An 18,398-nucleotide genomic window follows, 5' to 3' on the forward strand; every position below is an offset into this window, starting at 1 on the left:
GCCGCTCCAGGCCGAGCGGGCGGGCCACCCGCCCCGCGGCGTCAGCCGAGCTTGAGCGTGGCGGTGATCTGCGTGCCCTCGGAGCGGTCGATCTGCAGGCTCTGGCAGATGGAGGCGACCAGGGCGAGGCCGCGTCCGCGCGGGGCGTACATGTCGACCTGGGTGATCATCGGCTCGGCCTCGCTGCCGTCGTCGCGGACGCACAGCGTGAGCATGCTGTCGTCGACCCACCAGGAGACGTGGATCGCGTCGTCGTCGGAGCGGCCGTGCTCGACGCCGTTGGTGACCAGCTCGCTGACGACCAGCGCCGCGTCGCTGACGATCTGTGCCGGGACCCCGGCCTGGGTGAGGAAGTCGTGGAGCTGGTGACGCGCCGCCGTGGCGGCCGCCAGCTCGAAGGGAAGCTGGTAGGACCGGACGTCGCCCGAGCTCATGCGGTGCGGTAGGGCATCGCGCACACGTGCAGGACCCGCTGGGCGACGGTCCCGTGCTCGGCGAGGAGGTCCAGCTCTGCGCCGGCGTTCCGCATGTTCTTGTGCGCGGTGGCGAGCACCCCCACGGCGAGGCTCGGCATGAAGTCGACGTCGCTGAGATCGACCACGAGCGACTCGGCGAAGTCCTGGCTGTACTTCTGCAGGACGTCGCGGAACCGGGGGCCGGCGAGCTCGTCGATCGTGCCGCTCACGCGCACGGTGCGGGTCTGCTCGTCGTAGTCCGCACTGAAGGGTCGGTCCAACACGCGAGTCATCGTAACGCCCACAGGGCCCGGCGTCCCGGTGGCCTGGTCCCGGTCAGGCGAACCGGATGGCCAGGACGGTGGTGTCGTCGTCCTTCTCGCCCGGGACGGCCTCGACCAGCCGGTCCAGCCACGGGTCGAGCGGACCGTCGCCGGGGCCGGCCCCGCCGGCCGCGCGGAGCAGGTCCAGGGCGGCGAGGAGGTCGACCTGGCGGCGCTCCATGAGCCCGTCGCTGAACATCAGCAGCGTCGACCCGGCGGGCATCTCGACCTCCGTCGCGCGGGCATGGCCCTCGCCGAGGCCGAGGAGCGGGCGGGCGGTGACGGGGACCTCGCGGGCGGTCGTGCCGTCGAAGAGCAGCGGCAGCGGGTGGCCGGCGCTGACCAGCTCGACCCGGCGGTGCTCGGCGTCGACCACGGCGACCAGGGCGGTCGCCACGCGCTCGTCGATGAGCGAGGACATCAGCTGGTCGAGCCGGTCCAGGCAGGTGCCGGGGTCGTCGCCGGCGAAGAGGTAGGCGCGCATCGCCGTACGGATCTGGGTCATCGCCCCGACCGCGCTGACCCCGTGGCCGGCGACGTCGCCGACGACGAAGGCCACCCGGCCCCCGCCGACCTCGACGGCGTCCCACCAGTCACCGCCGAGCTGGAAGGTCGACGCCGGGAGGTAGCGCGCGACGACGTCGATGCCGGGGACCTCGGGCAGCTGCTCGCGCAGGATCGAGCGCTGCAGCGACTCGGCCGCCGCGATCTGCTCCCGGGAGCGCTGCAGCATCAGGCCGTTGACGTGGGTCTGGAGCGCGGTCGCGGCGTCGGCCTGCCACGACTCCCACGCCGCGCTGTGGCCGCGCACGACCTGCTGCCACTTCTCGAAGGACTTGCGGGGGGAGAGACGTACGTCGGGTCCCTCCTGGGCCGCGAGCAGCTTGTTCGTCGGGTCCCCGCCCCAGTCGACGACCTGCTCCAGCTCGGGGCGCACCCACAGCAGCCAGCTCTCCGGGCCCGCAGCGATGCACAGGGCGCCGGCCGCGACCGCGGCGTGGTCGGCCAGGGCCGGGTCGAGCACGGCGAGGTGGTCGCTGGCGACGACGTCACCAGAGGGGCGCAGCAGCAGCTGCGCGATGCGTCGCACCACGTCGTCGTCGGGGAGCCGGCCAGCGGTGTGCAGCTGCGCGTCGTGGCACAGCGCGACGCCGCCGGCGTCCATGAGCGGCAGCAGGTCGGGGTCGCGCACGAGCCCGTCGAGGGGCGCGGCGCTGGAGGCGGAGAGCCGCGCGGTCATCCGGGCCAGCGTCGACTGTGCGGCCAGCGCCGCCTCGCGCTGGTCGGAGCGCTCGCGGTCGGCGACCATCTGGGACGTCACCTGGCCGAGGAACTCCGCGGCGGCCCGGGCGTCCTGGCTGGGCCGGTGCGGGCCGGAGTAGTGGTGGCAGGCCACCAGGCCCCACAGCTCCTCATCGACGATGAGGGAGACCGACATCGAGGCGGTGACGCCCATGTTCGAGAGGTACTCGACGTGGATGGGGGAGACGCTGCGCAGCGTCGAGTGCGAGAGGTCCAGCGGCGCCCGGGTGTCGGGGTCGAGCACGGGGTGCAGGGGGACCGGGGTGTAGCCGATGTCGGCGATCAGCCGGGTCCAGTTGACCGTGTAGAGCCGCCGCGCCTGGGCCGGGATGTCGGTGGCGGGGTAGTGCAGCCCGAGGAAGGGGTTGAGGTCCTCGCGACGCTCCTCGGCGACGACCTCGCCGTTCCAGTGCTGGTCGAAGCGGTAGACCATCACGCGGTCGAAGCCGGTGATCGCGCTGACCTCCCGGGCCAGCTGCGAGGTGAGCTCGTCCACGGTGCTCGCGGCGGCCAGGCGCCCCATCGCGCTGCGCGCGGAGCGGTACGACATCGGCAGCGCGCGCCCGCGCTCGAGGGACTCGACCTCGACGACCAACCGATCACCGGAGACGTGGGTGCCGACGTCGACCATCCGCCCGGCCAGCTCCCCCTCGCCGTCCCCGGGCAGCATCAGCGTGAGCGGCTCGCGCGCGGTGGCCAGCGCGACGTGGTCGATGATGGCCTGGGCCGCGGCCCCGCCCACGAAGTCGGCGAGCGGGCGTCCCACGGCCTCCTCGAGCGGGATGCCGAGCGTTGCCTCGACGTTGGCCGAGACCATCACGGTCTCGGTCGTCAGGGGGTCGAGGGCCAGCAGCACGCCGTGGGGCTGGATGGCTCCGGGGACGTGGATCGGCTCCCGGTCGCAGTTGGTGAGGTCGACGTGACCGTACGCGGGAGTGTGCGGTGACGCCGTCTCGGTCACGCAGGCTCCATCGGCAGTCGCAGCAGGTCGGTGGACACGTTACCCGTCCAGACCGCCGGTCACTCACACCTTGACGCCCACGCCCCAGCCGCTCACCGCCCCCCGTCGGGCTGCCCCGGAGCGCCTCCCTCGGGGCCTGCCGGCGGCAGCGCGTCGGCCACCGCGGAGAGCACCTCGTCGAGCCGGGCGGCGAGCTCGTGGGGCCCCGCGACCACGGCGACCGCGCCGGCGTCGCGCAGCTCGGCCTCGGTGATCCCGCCGGTGAGCACGCCGACGAACGCGGCGCCGGCGGCGCGGGCGGCCTCGGCGTCCCAGACCGTGTCGCCGACCGCGAAGGCACGCTTGGCGCCCACGCGCTCGAGGCTCGCCGCGAGCAGGTCGGGTGCGGGCTTGCTGGCCTCTGCCTCGTCGCCGGCGAGGGTCGAGCGGATCGCGCTCGTGCCCGGGACCAGGTCGAGGAGCCGGTCGGTCAGCGCGCGCTCCCCGGAGCTGGCGAGCACGACCTGGAGGCCGGCCCCGCGCAGCGCGGCGAGCAGGTCCTCGGCGCCCTCGAGGGCCACGACCTCGCCGAACCGCTCGTCGAAGTGGTGGGCGTGCCGCGCTCGTACGTCGTCGCCGACCGAGCGCTCGACGCTCTCGTTGGTCACCTCGGCGACCAGCTTGTCCCCGCCCATCCCGATGGCGCGGTGCAGGCGGTAGGAGGCCACGTCCACCCCGACGTCGCGGAACGCCGCACGCCAGCAGCCGAGGTGGACGTAGACGGAGTCGACGAGGGTGCCGTCGAGGTCGAGCACGACGGTGTCGGGACGGGAGGAGGGGGGGCGGGATCCGGTCATCGGTCGCACGGTGCCCAGGAGGGGCCTGGGTCACTCGGGGTCACTCGGGCCACTCGGGGTGTGCTGGGCAGGGGAGCCCGGGTACCGGGCGGGTCGCGGTGGCCCGGGCCGACCCCGGGACGTGACGAGGCCCGGCGCTCGATGAGCGCCGGGCCTCGTGCCGTCGGACGTCCGGACGTCCGTGAGAGGTGTGTCGAACGGCCGCCACCGCAGATACCCGGGTCTGCGTAAGCCCCACGCGTGTGACCGCCGACGGGCGCCAGGTACCCGAACGCTCCGGAGAGCAATCACATCCGATGTGGTTTTCACCCGTTCGGGTGAAGGCCGCCGTCCGCGGGGTCGGTCGGAGAGGTGCGTCAGGCGGTCTCGGGCGCGCGCCTGGAGGTGTCGAGCGCGGGGACGGTCTCGAGGAACGGCATCCCGGTGATGACGAGGACGCGGTGGGCGATGGTCCCCGGCGCGGCGACGAGCGCGAGCTCGGTGCCGTTCTCCTCGGCGTTGCGCAGGCCGGTGGCGAGCACGCCGACCGCGACGCTGGGGAGGAAGTCCACGTCGCTGAGCTCGACGGCCAGCGGGCGGCGGTACTCCTCGGAGTGCTCCCGGACGGCAGCGCGGAGCGCGGCGACGGCGTACTCATCGACGGACCCACCGAGGGTGAGGACCCCGTCGGCGTAGGAGCACGAGAACGGACGTTCGAGCATGGTCTCGACCCTAGTCGTCGCGACGACGGCCTCCGAATCCGGCGTCTCACCCCATGGGGTGGTTATCCGGGTCGTGGCGCCGGCCGGTCGTGACGGGCGGTGCGGGTGTGGCGCACGCGGCATGCCCGGTGCACCCCCGCGGGGGTTTCCGGCGGCGCGGCGGAGGACACCGGGGACGCATGACGGTGTTGATCGACGGGCCGACCGCGCGGCCCGCCCAGGTGGAGGACGCGGCGGTCGAGGGGACGGGACCCGGGTTCCGTGACTGTCGGGGTGTGTGGCAGGCGTGGGACCACGAGGACGACGGAGGACAGAGCTGATGCGGCTCCCGAAGGCGCGGGGCACGCTCAGCGAGCGGCTCTTCAGCGCGCTGCGCGAGGAACCCGGCACCCCGGTGTCGGTCGACGCCTCCGTCGCCGACGACGCCGAGGACCGCGCCATCGCCCTCTGGGCCTCCTACGAGCTGCACTACCGCGGCTTCGAGGACGTCGACGACCGCTGGGAGTGGAGCCCCGGCGTGCTCCGCGTCCGGGCCGCCCTGGAGGAGGCGCTCGAGGGCGAGCTGCGCGCGCGGTACGCCGAGCACCGACCCGAGCGGGCCGGTGACCTCGCCAAGGACCTCTTCGACTACATCGCCGGGCATGACGGCCCGTCGATGTCCCGGTACGTGCAGACCGAGGCGACCGAGACGCAGGTGCTGGAGCTGCTGCGGCAGAAGTCGGTCTACCACCTCAAGGAGGCCGACCCGAGCGCCTGGGTCGTGCCGCGGCTGCCCACCGGCCCCAAGGCCGCGCTGATGGAGCTGCAGTTCGACGAGTACGGCGACGGGAACCCCGCCCGCCTGCACCAGCACATCTTCGAGCGCGGTCTCGAGGCCGCCGGCCTGCGGTCGGAGTACGGCGCGTACGTCGACGAGGCGACCGTCCCGGTGCTGGAGGCCAACAACGTGCAGTCGTTCCTCGGCCTGCACCGCCGGATGCGGGCCGCCGCGATGGGCCACCTGGCGGCGTTCGAGGCCACCAGCTCGATCCCGTCGCGCCGGATGGCCCAGGGCCTGGAGCGGCTCGGGTTCCCCGAGGAGATCGTCGAGTACTACCGCGAGCACGTCGAGGCCGACGCCGTGCACGAGCAGCTGGCCGTGCGCGACATCTGCGCGCCGCTCGTCGAGATGGAGCCCGCGCTGGCCGACGACGTGTTCCTCGGCGCGTACGCCTGCCTGGACACCGAGGACCGGCAGGCCCGCGACCTCCTCGAGAAGTGGGGGGTCGAGGCATGACCGCCCGGCCCGCGGACCGGCCCGACCGGCCGGCGGTCGAGGAGCGCCCGACCATCGTGATGTGCCCGGAGGGCCCGATGCTGCTGCGCGGTGACGCGGTCATCGAGGACGCCGACGGCAACCGGCACCGCACCACCCGACCGGTGAGCGCGGTCTGCCGCTGCAACAAGTCCGCCACCAAGCCCTGGTGCGACGGCACGCACAAGGTGCTGCCCAAGAAGCTGCGGCCCTAGCTGCCGGACGTCGGCCCGCCCGTCCGCGGATGATCAGCCGCGGACGAAGCGGGCGACGACGCCGCGCTCGAAGACCCGGGTGGAGTCCAGGGTCATGCCGTGGGCCGCGCCGGCCGTGGCGGCGATGGTGTCGACCTGCTCGACGTTGCCCAGCTGGAGGAGCAGGGAGCCGCCGGGCGGCAGGTGCCCGGCCGCGACCTCCACGCAGGCGACCGCGACGACGGTGCCGTCGGTGCCGCCGTCGATCGCGAGGCGCGGGTCCTCGGGGAAGCGGCCGGTGTCGGCCGCCGGCACCCAGGGCGGGTCGGCGACCACGAGGGCGTACCGCTCGTCGTCGCCGACCATCGCGGACAGATCGCCGTTGCGGACCTCGACTCGGTCGCCGAGACCGGCGGCCGCGGCGTTCTGCAGGGTGTAGGCGCACGCGACCGGGTTCGCATCGACGCACACCAGCTGTCGGTCCTCGTCGTGGACCGCCAGCAGGCCGATCTGGCCGGCTCCCGCGCACAGCTCCAGCACGGGGCCCGCAGGCGCGTCCCGGAGGAGCTGGGCGGCCCACTCGGACTGCGCGGCGGTCCAGGCGCGGGGGCGCAGGACGCGCTCGTCGAAGGTGATGGTGAGCGGTCCGAAGGCGATCTGCTCGCCGGTGGCGGTCCCGTGGTCCGGCGTCACTCGGCGACGCCGGTCAGGACGGGCAGGATGACCTGGTCCGTGGGCTGCTGGCCGGGGCCGGTGGAGGTGTCGTCTCCGCGCAGCACGCCGATCAGCACGAACGCGCCTCCCACGACGATCAGCAGCGCCAGGACGGCGGCGGGGATGAGGAAGCGGCGGGGGTCCTTCGACTCCGGGGCGGTCATGACGTCACTCCGTCTCGGTGCAGCAGCATGCCCGCCCTGTGACCCGATGCGCGCGCGGGCATGCGGGCCGAAGGCCGTGCCGCGAGGCACCCCACCTGTGGTGGGATGCCCCCATGCCGAACACCCGCGGGCCCGTCCGGGTCGCCATCGTGAACGACTACGAGCTGGTCGTGGCGGGCGTCGCCGCGCTCCTCCAGCCGTTCTCCGACCGGGTCGAGGTGGTCGAGCTGGACAGCCAGGTGCCCGTCCTCAGCGACGTCGACGTCGTGCTCTACGACTCCTTCGGTCAAGTGCAGGGAGACCAGATCGACGTCGAGGAGATCCTCGGCCGCAGCGGCGCGAAGCTGGCGGTCTTCAGCTGGAACGTCCAGCCCGACCTGGTGCAGCGCTCCCTCGAGAACGGCGCGTCGGCGTACCTGTCCAAGGCGGTCGGCGCCGAGCAGCTCGTGGAGCTGCTCGAGCGGGTGCGGGACGGCGAGGTCGTCACCCCGGACGAGACGTCGCCCGAGGAGGCGGGCTCCTTCGGCCGGTGGCCCGGTGAGGAGCTGGGGCTGAGCCAGCGCGAGTCGGAGGTGCTCGCGCTGATCACCCAGGGCCTGTCGAACGACGAGATCGGCAAGCACGCCTACATCGGCATCAACACGGTCAAGACCTACATCCGCACGCTCTACCGCAAGATCGGGGTGACCCGGCGGTCGCAGGCGGTGGCCTTCGGCATCGACCACGGGTTCCGCCCCGACCAGGTCCGCCACGCGGACGGCCGGACCCAGCGCGAACGCTGAGCCCGGCCGGTCGGCGGCGGGAAGGTCGGGTCAGGTCGCGACGCGGCCCTCGGCGACGTACGCCAGGCGGCGCAGCGACTCGACGTTGCGCCAGCCGAGCTGGACGTCACGGACCGGCTTCGGCACGAGCCGGCCGGGGCCGTCCTCGACGTCCTCCTCGATGGTCACCTGGGTCTCGGTGCCGACCGCCTCGAGGTGCAGGCGCACCCGGGCCGTGCCGGCGGGCCACCCGCGGGCCTTGAGCTCGAGCAGCGACGGCGGCTGGATCCGCATCACCTCGGTGTTGTCGTCGATGAGCAGCGGCCAGGTCCCGACCGAGTGGTGGAGCTTGGCGCCCACCTCCGGCCAGTGCTCGTCGACGTCGCGCATGCGGGAGGCGCCGACCACCCACAGGGGGTAGAGCCAGCCGTCGGAGAGCACGTCCCACACCTGCTCCGGCGTGGCGTGGATCAGCCGGGTCGTGGTGCTCACGGGCGGAACACCACCTTGACCATCCCGTCCTCCTTGGCGCGGAACTTGGCGTACGCCTCGGGCGCCGCGTCCAGGGGGAGGTGGTGGGTGGCGAAGTCCTCGGTGCCGAGGGGGTCGGCGTCGGTGAGCAGCGGCAGGATGTCGTCGCTCCAGCGGCGCACGTTGGCCTGGCCCATCCGGAGCTGGATCTGCTTGTCGAACATCTGGAACAGTGGCATCGGGTCGATCGCGCCGCCGTACACGCCGGAGAGCGAGACCGTGCCGCCGCGGCGCACGCAGTCGATGGAGGCGTGCAGCGCGGCGAGCCGGTCGAAGCCGGCCTTGAGCATCAGCGGCTCGGCGATCTTGTCGGGCAGCAGGCCGACGGCCTTGATCGCCATCTCGGCCGCTGGGTTCCCGTGGGCCTCCATGCCGACCGCGTCGATCACCGAGTCGGCGCCCCGCCCGCCAGTGCGGCTGCGGACCTCCTCGGCGAGGTCGTCGACGGCGTCGAGGTCGATCGTCTCGGCGCCGCGGGCGCGGACCCGCGCGAGCCGCTCGGGGACGCGGTCGACGACGATCACGCGGTGGCCCTCGTGCAGCGCGATCCGGGCCGCCATGTCGCCGATCGGGCCGGCGCCCATGACGAGCAGGACGCCCTCGGGCGGGAGCTCGGCGTACCGCACGGCCTGGTACGCCGTCGGCAGCACGTCGGAGAGGAAGAGGAACCGGTCGTCGGAGGGCCCCTCGGGGACCTTGATCGGGAGGGTGTCGGCGAACTGCACGCGGAGGAACTCCGCCTGGCCGCCCGGCACCTGGCCGTAGAGCTTGCTGTAGCCCAGCAGGCTCGCGCCGGTGCCGTGCTCGCGGTTCTGCGTCGTCTCGCACTGGCTGTGCAGCCCCTGGGAGCAGGTCCAGCAGGTGCCGCAGCTGACGTTGAACGGCACGACCACCCGGTCGCCGACCTTGAGGTCCTTCACGCCGGGGCCGACCTCCTGCACGACGCCCATCGGCTCGTGGCCGACGACGTCGCCCTTGGTCATGAACGGCGAGAGCGGCTCGTAGAGGTGCAGGTCGGAGCCGCACAGCCCGGTCGAGGTGACCTTGATGATCGCGTCGGTGGGATCGATGATCGACGGGTCCGGAACCTCCACGACCTGCATGTCGCGGCTGCCCTGCCAGGTCACTGCCTTCATCCTGGGTGTCCTCCTCGTGGCCCGGGGGCCGGTCGTCTGGGTGCGCGTCCTGTGCTCCGACGGGTACCCACGCCCGGGCCCGGCACACGGGCCGACGACCCGGCGCGGGGGGCCGGTCGGCCCGGGCCGATGGGGGGTGATTACTCCCTTCGGGTGAGGTCGCCCGCGGAGCGGCCGGGGAACCGGGCTCCGGTGACGCTCCTCGACGACCCCACCTCGGCGCCGGTCCCGGCCACCGTCGACCGGGCGGCCGCCCACCGCCTCCGCCGCCCCCACCGGCCGCTGCTGGTCGCCTCGGTGCCGTCAGGTCACGTCTACGTCCGCCACCTCGCACCCGAGGCCGGGAGCGGCCCCCGCCGCCTGCCGGACCCGAAGCCGCTCGGGCAGCCCGCGGACTCCCAGGTGTGGTGGCCGCCGGCGATGCTGGAGCCGTCGTGGGTCCGCTCGCACGACTTCGACCTGCTGCACCTCCACTTCGGCTTCGACGCCCGCAGCCCCGAGGACCTCGCCGCGCTGGTCCGGGCGCTGCGCGAGACCGGCCGCCCGCTGGTGCAGACCGTCCACGACCTGCGCAACCCCCACCACGAGGACCGCACGCTGCACGACGCCCAGCTCGACGTGCTCGTCCCGGCCGCCACCGAGCTGGTCACCCTCACCGAGGGTGCGGCGGCGGAGATCGAGCGCCGCTGGGGCCGCACCGCCACGGTCGTGCCCCACCCGCACGTCGTCGACCTGCGCACGATGGCGGTGGCCCAGGACGTCCGGGCCCGCCGGCGCACCGACGACCTCCGGGTCGGGCTGCACGTCAAGAGCCTGCGGGCGGGGATGGCGCCGATGACGATCCTGCCGACGCTCGTCGAGACGGTCGCCGCCCTGCCCGGTGCGGTGCTCCAGGTCGACGCCCACCACGACGTGATGGACGAGGACGGGCCCCGCCGCGACAACCGCCTGGCGACGTACCTGCGAGGGCTCGAGGCCGACGGGCTGGTCGACCTGCGGGTGCACGACTACTTCAGCGATGCCGAGCTGTGGGCCTACCTGTCCTCGCTCGACGTCTCGGTCCTGCCCTACCGCTTCGGCACCCACTCCGGCTGGCTGGAGGCGTGCCGCGACCTCGGGACGACGGTCGTCGCGCCGACCTGCGGCTACTACGCCGATCAGGGTCCGGTGCTGTCCTACGTCCACGCCGAGGACACCTACGACGCCGCGACCCTGGCCGCGGCGGTGCGCGCCGCCCACGCGGAGCGGCCCCGGCTCGGCGCCTCGATCGACGAGCGCCGCCGCCAGCGCGCCGAGGTGGCCGCGGCCCACGACCGGGTGTACGCCGCGGCGCTGGAGAAGGTGGGGCGTCGGTGCGCATCTGCCTGATCGCGTCCTCGCGCTTCCCGGTCGCCGAGCCCTTCGCCGGCGGCCTGGAGGCGATGACCCACGCCCTGGCCCGCGAGCTGGTCGCCCGCGGCCACGACGTCGCCCTCTTCGCCGGCCCCGGGTCCGACCCGGACCTGCCCGTCGAGCTCCTCGACCTCCCGGCCTTCGAGCCGAGCGCGGCGGCGATGGCCGACGTCAACGCGCCCACGCGTCACTGGATGGCCGAGCACCACGCCTACCTCGCGCTGATGCTCGCGCTCGCCGAGGGTCGGGACCGACGCTTCGACGTCGTCCACAACAACAGCCTGCACCACCTCCCGGTCGCGATGGCCCCGTCGTTGTCGGTGCCGGTGGTCACCACGCTGCACACCCCGCCGCTGCCGTGGCTGGAGTCGGCGATCGCGCTGGCTCCCGAGACGTCGTCCTTCGTCGCGGTGAGCCGCGCGACGGCCCGCGCCTGGTCCCACGTCGCCGAGGCCGCGGCCGTCCACAACGGCGTCGACGTCTCGACCTGGTGCCCGGGCCCGGGCGGCGGGCCGGCGGTGTGGACCGGTCGGGTCGTGCCGGAGAAGGCGCCGCACGAGGCGATCGACGCCTGCCGGCTCGCCGGCGTGCCGCTGGTGGTCGCCGGCCCGCTGCCGGACCGGGCGTACTTCGAGGAGCAGATCGCGCCGCGGCTCGGCGCCGGGGCGACGTACGCCGGTCACCTCGACCACGCCGCGCTCGCCCGCCTGCTCGGCCAGGCGTCGGTCGCGGTGACGACGCCCGCGTGGGACGAGCCCTACGGGCTGGTCGCCGCCGAGGCGATGGCCTGCGGCACCCCGGTCGCGGCGTACTCCCGCGGCGCGCTGCCCGAGATCGTGGCCCCCGGCACGGGCGTGCTCGCCCGGCCCGGGGACGTCGCCGACCTGGCCCGAGCGGTTGCAGAGGCCCGTGCCTGCGACCGGGCGGTCGTGCGCCGGCACGCCGAGCTGCACTGCTCGCTGACCCGGATGGTCGACCACTACGAGCGGATCTACGCCGGGCTGGTCGGCGGCGACCTCGCCGCATGAGGCCATGACGGGGACGACACGGATCGGCTACTACGTCCACCACGTCGGCCGGGGTCACCTGCACCGCGCCACCTCGGTGGCCGCCGAGCTGGCCCGCGGCGGCGCGGAGGTCACCGGGCTCTCCACGCTGCCGCGCCCGGCGGGCTGGCCGGGCCCGTGGGTGGAGCTGGCGCCCGACGACGTCGGGGCCGACCCCGATCGCGACCGGGTCACCGCCGGCGGCCGGCTGCACTGGGTGCCGGCGCACCACGCCGGGCTGCGCAGCCGCGCCGCGGCGATCTCGGCCTGGCTCGCCGGGGCCGCACCGCGCGCCGTGGTCGTCGACGTCTCGGTCGAGGTCTGCCTGCTCGCGCGGCTGCACGGCGTGCCGGTCGTCTCGGCCGTGCTGCCCGGTGTCCGCGACGACCCCGCGCACCTGCTCGGCGCCGACGTCGCCGACGCGCTGCTGGCCTTCTGGCCGGCCGAGGCGACGGGGATGGTCGCGCCCGCGTCGCTCGCCGCACGGGTCACCGCCGTCGGCGGCCTCGCCCGGTACGACGTCGCGGAGCCGGCCCCACGCCGGCCGGGCCCCCCGCGGGTGACCTACCTGGCCGGCTCCGGGGGACACGAGCTCGACGAGCGGCTCCTCGACGCGGCCCGCGAGCAGACCCCCGACTGGCGCTGGACCGTGCTCGGCGGCACGGCCCCGTGGGTCGACGACCCGCGCGCGGCGATCGCCGAGGCCGACGTGGTGGTCACCCACGCCGGGCAGAACGCCCTGGCCGAGGTCGCCGCCCTCCGCCGCCCGGCCGTGGTCGTGCCGCAGGCCCGGCCGCACGAGGAGCAGCGGACCACCGCCCGCGTGCTCGGTGCCGGTCCCTGGCCGGCGCTGGCCCGGGAGTCCTTCCCGGCCACCGGCTGGTCGGCCCTGCTCGACGAGGCCTGCGCGCTCGACGGCGGTGCCTGGGCGAGCTGGTGCGACGGGGGAGCGGCCGGCCGCGCCGCCGCCGTCGTCCGCCGGGTGGCCGAGGGAGAGCCCCGATGAGCAGCCCGATGAGCAGCCCGGTGAGCAGCCTGCGGGGCAGCCCCCTGCGGGTCGGCGTCGTCACGGTCGCGCACGGCCGGCACGACCACTTGCGCCACCAGCACCGGGGGCTGGCCCGCTCCGACCGGCTCCCCGAGGACTACGTCGTGGTCGCGATGGGAGACCCGGAGATCAGCGCGCGCACGCTCGACGGGCTGGGCTCGCGGGTGGTCCCGGTCGCGGTGCCGCCCGACGGACGGCTGCCGCTCGCGGCCGCGCGCAACCTCGGGGCCCGCACGGTGCTGGAGTCCGGCGCGGACGTCGTGGTGTTCCTCGACGTCGACTGCCTGCCCGGGCGCGAGCTCGTGGCGGCGTACGCCGATGCGGCGAGCCGGGAGCCGGAGGTGCTGTGGTCGGGCCCGGTGACCTACCTCCCGCCAGGTCGCGGCGGCGCGGACCTCGACCGGCTCGACGAGCTCGACGACCCGCATCCCGCCCGGCCGGCGCCGGCCCGCGGCGAGCTGGTCACCGGCGGCGACCCCGACCTGTTCTGGTCGCTGTCCTTCGCGGTCTCCGCCGAGGGGTGGGCGCGGGTCGGCGGGTTCTGCGAGGACTACACCGGCTACGGCGGCGAGGACACCGACTTCGGCCGCTCCGCGGTGGCGGCCGGTCTGGAGATGGGCTGGGTCGGCGGGGCGCGCGCCTACCACCAGCACCACCCGGTCGAGAGCCCGCCGGTGCGCCACCTGGACGACATCCTGCGCAACGGGGCGCTCTTCTGCGAGCGGTGGGGGGAGTGGCCGATGCGCGGCTGGCTGACCGCCTTCGAGGAGCAGGGGCTCGTGCGGCGTACCGCCGAGGGCTGGGAGCGGGCCTGAGGCCCGCCCCAGCAGGCCCTCAGCCGCGCAGCTGGGGGAGCACCTCGGCGCCGTACGCCCGGATCATGTCGAGGTAGTGCGGCCCCATGTTGGCGACGTACACCTCGTCGTAGCCGGCGTCGACGTACTCCTGCATCTGCTCGACGTGCCGAGCGATGTCGGGGCCGGCCACGATGCTCTCGGCGGTCGACTCGCGGGTGACGAGCTGGGAGGCCTGCTCGAAGTGCTTGGGCGAGGGGAGGACCTGCGCCAGCTCGCCGGGCAGGCCGGCGTTGGCCCAGAGCCGGTGGGCGTGGTCGACGCCCTCCTCCACGGTGGGCGCCCAGGAGACCTTGACGCCGCCCTGGGTGGGCTTGCCGCCGGTGGCGTCCTTGAACTTCTGCACCGAGTCGGCGTCGGGAGCGGTGGAGACGAACCCGTCGCCGATGTCGATCGCGGTCTGCAGCGCCTTGGGACCGAAGGCCGAGACGTAGACGGGGACCGGCTGCTCGGGGAGGGTGTAGATGCGGGCGGTGTCGACCTGGAAGTGCTTGCCCTGGCGGGTCACGGTCTCCCCGGTCCACAGCTCGCGCATCAGGTCGACGGCCTCCTCCAGCATCTCGAGCCGGACGTCGAGGGAGGGCCAGGGCCCGCCGAGGATGTGCTCGTTGAGCGCCTCGCCCGTGCCGACCCCGAGGGTGAACCGGCCGTCGAGCATCACCGCGGCGGTCGCGGCGGCCTGGGCGATGACAGCGGGGTGGGTGCGCACCGTCGGGCAGGTGACGGCGGTGGTGACCGGGAGCGAGCAGGCCTGCGAGACGGCGCCGATCACCGACCAGACGAAGGCGCTCTCGCCCTGCTCGTCGTTCCAGGGGTGGAAGTGGTCGCTGACCCACAGCGCCTCGAAGCCGGCCTCCTCGGCGGCGACGGCCTGCTCGACGAGCTGCTGGGGGGTGTACTCCTCGCAGGAGAGGAAGTATCCGAAGCGCATGGTGCTCCTTCCGGGTCGGTGTGCGGCGCCGGGCAGGTACCCCTCCGGCCCGGCCAGCAGCCCCCTGGGCCCGGGCCGGAGGGAGGGCCTGGACTCCTGCCGAAGGACCTGCTGGACCGCCCGCGCGTCGCTGATTGCCCCCCTCGCGGCGTGGGCACCGGACGGCGTGCGCGGGCCGCCACCGCGTGCACCTCCGCACCTCCCGCACCACCCCCTGACCGCGCCCGACCCTGCCCGGAGGCCCGGATGGAGCTGCTCGCTGAGCGCTACGAGCTGCGAGACGTCATCGGCCGGGGCGGCACCGCCGTGGTCCACCGTGCCTGGGACCGGGTGCTCGAGCGCGAGGTCGCGGTCAAGGTCCTGCTGGCGCCCGAGGCGCTGGAGGAGCCGGAGGCCGCCCGGCTGCGGTTCGCGGCGGAGGCCAAGCTCCTGGCCCGCCTCGACCACCCCGCCCTGGTCACGCTGCTCGACGCGGGTACGTCGGAGGGCCGGCCGTTCTTCGTGCTCGAGCTCGTCGACGGCGGCACGGTCGTGGACATGCTCGCCGCGGCCCCGCTCGACCCCGTGGTGGTCGCCGACATCGGCGCCCAGCTCGCCGACGCGCTCGACCACGCCCACGCCCACGGCATCGTCCACCGTGACGTGAAGCCGGGGAACGTGCTCGTCACCCCCGACGGCCGGGTCAAGCTCGCCGACTTCGGCATCGCCCGCCTGCTGGGGGAGGTGGTCGGGGTGACCCGCACGGGCCACACGGTCGGCACCATCGCCTACCTCGCCCCCGAGCAGGTCCGCGGCGAGCGCGTCGGCGCCGCCGCGGACATCTACGCGCTCGGGCTGCTGCTGCTCGAGGCGCTCACCGGCGTCCGCGCCTACCCCGGCACCTCGACGGAGTCGGCCGTCGCCCGGCTCCACCACGGGCCGACCATCCCGCTCTCGCTGCCGACCGGCTGGCCGCGGCTGCTCGCCGCGATGACGGCCGCCGACCCGGCCGAGCGGCCTACCGCGGAGACCGCCGCCACCGCCCTGCGCCACCTCGCGGCCGGTGGCCCGGTGCCCGGCCCAGCGGGGGCCGACCTGCCCAGGACGGTCAGCACCGCCAGCGGGGGCCCGGCGACCCGGGCCGTCCCGCTGGCGCCGACCCGGCGACGTACGGCCGTGCGGTGGGCGGGGGTCGCTACCGCCGTCGTGGTCGGCGCGGCCGTCGGGATCGGGACCCTCGGCCCGAACCCCGCCGTCAGCGAGGACGAGCCGGCGGCCACCCGTCGGGTGCAGCCCGCCACGGTCCTCTCGCCCTCGCCCGCCCCAGCCGACGGGACGGGTACGCCGTCCGGCCGGGCCACGCCGCAGGCCAGGGGCGATCGTCCGGCGACGCCGTCGCGTCCCGGTGCCTCGGGGTCCGGCCCCCAGGGCAAGGCGCACGGGCACCGCGGCCACCCGGGCAAGGACAAGAGCAAGGGCAAGAACAAGGGCAAGAACAAGCACGCCGCCGGAGCCCACGGTGGGCCCGGTGGCCCTGGCGGCAAGGGCGGCGGCAAGCCCGGGCGGGGCAAGGGGCGCTGACGCACCCGCCGCCCCGTCTCGGGGGAGCCCAGCCAGGCCGTCGTGCTGGCCCGTCGTGATGGGGCCGGGGTGCTCAGGTCCTTCGGTTCACTGGCAGCTGGGGCACGCGAGCCGCACCGACGGCTCGGCGCACAGCGGCCCGCCCTCCACGACGGGTCGTGCCGCGGCGGTCAGCCGCGGCACCAACGCGTTTCCGCACCGGGGGCAGCGGTTCGGGGACGTCCCGGTCTGGTCGTTCTCTCCTTCGCGCATGCCCCACCCGGTATCCACTCGTGGTGGAGATCACTCACGCAGCAGACAGGTCGCGGCGTGCTCGCCGGGCCGGAGCGGGGCCGAGGGGAGAGGCGGACAGTGCCGGACAGTGCCGGGCAGCGCCGGACTGGGGCACAAATGACAACCGGCTCCGACCTGCATCTCTGCTGGTCGGAGCCGGTATCTGTACGCCATCAGGGACTCGAACCCCGAACCCGCTGATTAAGAGTCAGCTGCTCTGCCAATTGAGCTAATGGCGCCCGGTGAAGCGACGACTACGTTACCAGCGCGGAGCCGCCGGGAGAAATCGCCAGGGTCGTCACCGGCTCGCCAGGACCGCCTGCGCCGCGTTGTGCCCCGCGATGCCCGAGACGGCGCCGCCGCGACGCGCCCCGCTGCCGCACAGCAGCACCGACGCGACGTCGGTCTGGACGCCCCACTGCTGCGCCGGGGTGTCGAGGCGGGCGCGGTTCGCGGCCCAGGGCCAGTCGAGGTCGCCGTGGAAGATGTGCCCGCCCGGCATGGCGAGGTCGCGCTCGATGTCCTGGGGGATCTTCGCCTCGATGCAGGGCGCCCCGGTGGCGTCGCGCGCGACGCAGGAGGAGATCGGGTCGAGCAGGTGCTCGTCGAGGGAGGCGAGCGCGCGGTCGACCGCGGCGGCCTTGGTGGCGGCCGGGTCGGCGTCGAAGAGGGTCGCCGGGGTGTGCAGGCCGAAGTAGGTGAGGGTGTGCGTGCCCGTGGGGGCGTCCCCGAGGATCGAGGGGTCGGTCAGCGAGTGGCAGTAGACCTCGCCCGGCAGCACCGCGGGGACGTGGCCGGCGGCGGCGTCGGCGTGGGCCGCGGCGAGCTGGCTGTAGTCCTCGGCGAGGTGCAGCGTGCCGGCGAAGGCGACGGCCGGGTCGACGCCCGAGCGGAGCCGGGGGAGCCGGTCGAGCAGGACGTTGATCTTCAGCTGCGAGCCGACCGGCTTGCTCGCGGGGTCCTCGGGCTCGCCGAGCAGGATGCGCAGCACCCAGGGGGCGACGTTGGCCAGGACCGTGCCGGCCTCGGCGGTGCGGTGGCGCTCGCCGTCGTGCCAGTCGACCTCGGCGCCGCCCTCGTGCGCGCGGATCGCGCTGACCCCGGCGCCGGTCCGGATGTCGGCGCCGGCCTGCGTGGCGGCCCGGGCGAGCGCGGTGGTCACGGCGCCCATCCCGCCGACGGGCACGCGCCACTCACCGGTGCCGTTGCCGATCAGGTGGTAGACGAAGCAGCGGTTCTGCGCCAGCGAGGGGTCGTCGAGGGAGGCGAAGGTGCCGATCAGCGCGTCGGTCGCCACCACCCCGCGGACGGTGTCGTCGCGGAAGCGCCGCTCGATCGCCTCGCCGAGCGGGCGGGTCACCACGTCGCGCCAGATGCCCGGGTCGACCCGGTCGCGGAGCGCCCGCTCGGTCGGCAGCGGCTCGAGCAGCGTCGGGGCGACGACGTGGGCGAGGTCCGCCACGTCGGCGTAGAACTCCCGCCAGGCGGCGTACTCGTCGTCGGAGCCGGTGAGCTCACGGAACGACGCCGCGGTCGCCGGCCCCTCCGGCCGCTCGACCAGCAGCCCGCCGGGGCGGCCGTCGCGGACGACGGGGGTGTACGACGCCGTCGGCCGCGACACCAGCGTGACGTCGAGCCCGAGGTCGGCCATGAGCTTCTCGGGCATGAGCGAGACGAGGTAGGAGTACCGCGAGAGCCGGGTGTCGCGGCCGGGGAACGTCGCGGCGGAGACCGCGGCCCCGCCGGTGTGGCCGAGCCGCTCGAGGACGAGCACCGACAACCCGGCGCGGGCGAGGTAGGCGGCGGAGACCAGACCGTTGTGGCCGCCGCCGACCACGACGACGTCGTAGCGGACCGAGGACGCATCTGCCGAGGTCATCGGGCCAACCTAGGCCATCGCCAGGACCGCGGGCGGGCCCGGG

At 74.7% G+C, this 18,398-nt stretch carries 19 protein-coding genes and 1 tRNA gene; 8 read left to right on the top strand and 12 right to left on the bottom strand.

Annotated features, from left to right (window positions below):
• Positions 1-41: 41 nt before the first annotated feature.
• The 5 genes from HPC71_RS05995 to HPC71_RS06015 all read right to left on the bottom strand — a co-directional run bounded on the left by HPC71_RS05995 (position 42) and on the right by HPC71_RS06015 (position 4,578).
• Entirely contained in the window at positions 42-434 is a 393-nt protein-coding gene (locus tag HPC71_RS05995; RefSeq protein ID WP_154616701.1) for an ATP-binding protein, read from the bottom strand.
• Complete coding sequence (locus HPC71_RS06000; RefSeq protein WP_171896304.1) at positions 431-739, bottom strand: STAS domain-containing protein; 309 nt, start codon at positions 737-739, stop codon at positions 431-433. The genes HPC71_RS05995 and HPC71_RS06000 overlap by 4 nt, the downstream gene beginning before the upstream one ends.
• A 52-nt stretch (positions 740-791) precedes the next feature.
• The gene (locus HPC71_RS06005; protein ID WP_154616699.1) at positions 792-3,041 is read right to left on the bottom strand and encodes a SpoIIE family protein phosphatase; all 2,250 of its coding nucleotides are present in this window, start codon (positions 3,039-3,041) and stop codon (positions 792-794) included.
• Positions 3,042-3,133: 92 nt separating this feature from the next.
• The gene (locus tag HPC71_RS06010) at positions 3,134-3,877 is read right to left on the bottom strand and encodes an HAD family hydrolase (protein WP_154616698.1); all 744 of its coding nucleotides are present in this window, start codon (positions 3,875-3,877) and stop codon (positions 3,134-3,136) included.
• A 356-nt stretch (positions 3,878-4,233) separates the two neighbouring features.
• A complete protein-coding gene (locus HPC71_RS06015) occupies positions 4,234-4,578 on the bottom strand; it encodes an STAS domain-containing protein (protein WP_171896306.1) in 345 nt (114 codons plus the stop codon).
• Positions 4,579-4,897: 319 nt separating this feature from the next.
• On the opposite strand from HPC71_RS06015, the gene HPC71_RS06020 reads away from it, so the two are divergent.
• Positions 4,898-5,854, top strand: coding sequence for an iron-containing redox enzyme family protein (locus HPC71_RS06020; RefSeq protein WP_154616696.1), 957 nt, complete (start codon positions 4,898-4,900; stop codon positions 5,852-5,854).
• Positions 5,851-6,087 (top strand): CDGSH iron-sulfur domain-containing protein, encoded by a 237-nt coding sequence (locus HPC71_RS06025; RefSeq protein WP_154616695.1) that lies wholly within the window; start codon positions 5,851-5,853, stop codon positions 6,085-6,087. Before HPC71_RS06020 ends, HPC71_RS06025 begins: the two co-directional genes overlap by 4 nt.
• A gap of 33 nt (positions 6,088-6,120) precedes the next feature.
• Here HPC71_RS06025 and HPC71_RS06030 read toward each other — a convergent pair whose 3' ends face one another.
• Positions 6,121-6,759, bottom strand: a complete 639-nt coding sequence (locus HPC71_RS06030; RefSeq protein ID WP_171896308.1) for a methyltransferase — start codon at positions 6,757-6,759, stop codon at positions 6,121-6,123.
• The gene (locus tag HPC71_RS06035) at positions 6,756-6,944 is read right to left on the bottom strand and encodes a hypothetical protein (RefSeq protein WP_154616694.1); all 189 of its coding nucleotides are present in this window, start codon (positions 6,942-6,944) and stop codon (positions 6,756-6,758) included. The genes HPC71_RS06030 and HPC71_RS06035 overlap by 4 nt, the downstream gene beginning before the upstream one ends.
• 113 nt (positions 6,945-7,057) lie before the next feature.
• On the opposite strand from HPC71_RS06035, the gene HPC71_RS06040 reads away from it, so the two are divergent.
• Positions 7,058-7,726, top strand: a complete 669-nt coding sequence (locus HPC71_RS06040) for a response regulator transcription factor (RefSeq protein ID WP_154616693.1) — start codon at positions 7,058-7,060, stop codon at positions 7,724-7,726.
• Positions 7,727-7,756: 30 nt separating this feature from the next.
• On the opposite strand, the gene HPC71_RS06045 is transcribed toward HPC71_RS06040, so the two are convergent.
• Together HPC71_RS06045 and HPC71_RS06050 are read right to left on the bottom strand one after the other, a co-directional pair.
• A complete protein-coding gene (locus HPC71_RS06045) occupies positions 7,757-8,197 on the bottom strand; it encodes an SRPBCC family protein (RefSeq protein WP_171896310.1) in 441 nt (146 codons plus the stop codon).
• The gene (locus tag HPC71_RS06050) at positions 8,194-9,372 is read right to left on the bottom strand and encodes a zinc-dependent alcohol dehydrogenase (RefSeq protein WP_154616692.1); all 1,179 of its coding nucleotides are present in this window, start codon (positions 9,370-9,372) and stop codon (positions 8,194-8,196) included. The genes HPC71_RS06045 and HPC71_RS06050 overlap by 4 nt, the downstream gene beginning before the upstream one ends.
• Positions 9,373-9,564: 192 nt before the next feature.
• Between HPC71_RS06050 and HPC71_RS06055 the strand changes: the two genes are divergently transcribed.
• From HPC71_RS06055 to HPC71_RS06070, 4 genes are read left to right on the top strand one after another with little or no spacing between them, the layout of a single operon-like run.
• Positions 9,565-10,740, top strand: a complete 1,176-nt coding sequence (locus HPC71_RS06055) for a glycosyltransferase family protein (protein WP_253943917.1) — start codon at positions 9,565-9,567, stop codon at positions 10,738-10,740.
• Positions 10,725-11,792: a glycosyltransferase family 4 protein gene (locus tag HPC71_RS06060; RefSeq protein ID WP_253943918.1), complete on the top strand. Its 1,068-nt coding sequence runs from the start codon at positions 10,725-10,727 to the stop codon at positions 11,790-11,792. The genes HPC71_RS06055 and HPC71_RS06060 overlap by 16 nt, the downstream gene beginning before the upstream one ends.
• A gap of 4 nt (positions 11,793-11,796) precedes the next feature.
• Complete coding sequence (locus HPC71_RS06065; protein WP_154616691.1) at positions 11,797-12,816, top strand: glycosyltransferase; 1,020 nt, start codon at positions 11,797-11,799, stop codon at positions 12,814-12,816.
• 8 nt (positions 12,817-12,824) lie between these two features.
• Positions 12,825-13,673, top strand: coding sequence for a glycosyltransferase family 2 protein (locus HPC71_RS06070; RefSeq protein ID WP_216656562.1), 849 nt, complete (start codon positions 12,825-12,827; stop codon positions 13,671-13,673).
• A 19-nt stretch (positions 13,674-13,692) separates the two neighbouring features.
• Here the strand turns inward: HPC71_RS06070 and HPC71_RS06075 are convergent, their stop codons facing one another.
• A complete protein-coding gene (locus HPC71_RS06075; RefSeq protein ID WP_154616690.1) occupies positions 13,693-14,643 on the bottom strand; it encodes a TIGR03557 family F420-dependent LLM class oxidoreductase in 951 nt (316 codons plus the stop codon).
• A gap of 246 nt (positions 14,644-14,889) precedes the next feature.
• On the opposite strand from HPC71_RS06075, the gene HPC71_RS06080 reads away from it, so the two are divergent.
• Positions 14,890-16,203, top strand: coding sequence for a serine/threonine-protein kinase (locus tag HPC71_RS06080; protein ID WP_154616689.1), 1,314 nt, complete (start codon positions 14,890-14,892; stop codon positions 16,201-16,203).
• A gap of 439 nt (positions 16,204-16,642) precedes the next feature.
• On the opposite strand, the gene HPC71_RS06085 is transcribed toward HPC71_RS06080, so the two are convergent.
• Positions 16,643-16,715: transfer RNA gene (locus tag HPC71_RS06085), tRNA-Lys, on the bottom strand.
• A gap of 59 nt (positions 16,716-16,774) precedes the next feature.
• Complete coding sequence (locus tag HPC71_RS06090) at positions 16,775-18,355, bottom strand: phytoene desaturase family protein (protein WP_154616785.1); 1,581 nt, start codon at positions 18,353-18,355, stop codon at positions 16,775-16,777.
• Positions 18,356-18,398 lie beyond the last annotated feature (43 nt).

The organism is Nocardioides marmotae (genome assembly GCF_013177455.1).
GTDB lineage: Bacteria > Actinomycetota > Actinomycetes > Propionibacteriales > Nocardioidaceae > Nocardioides > Nocardioides marmotae.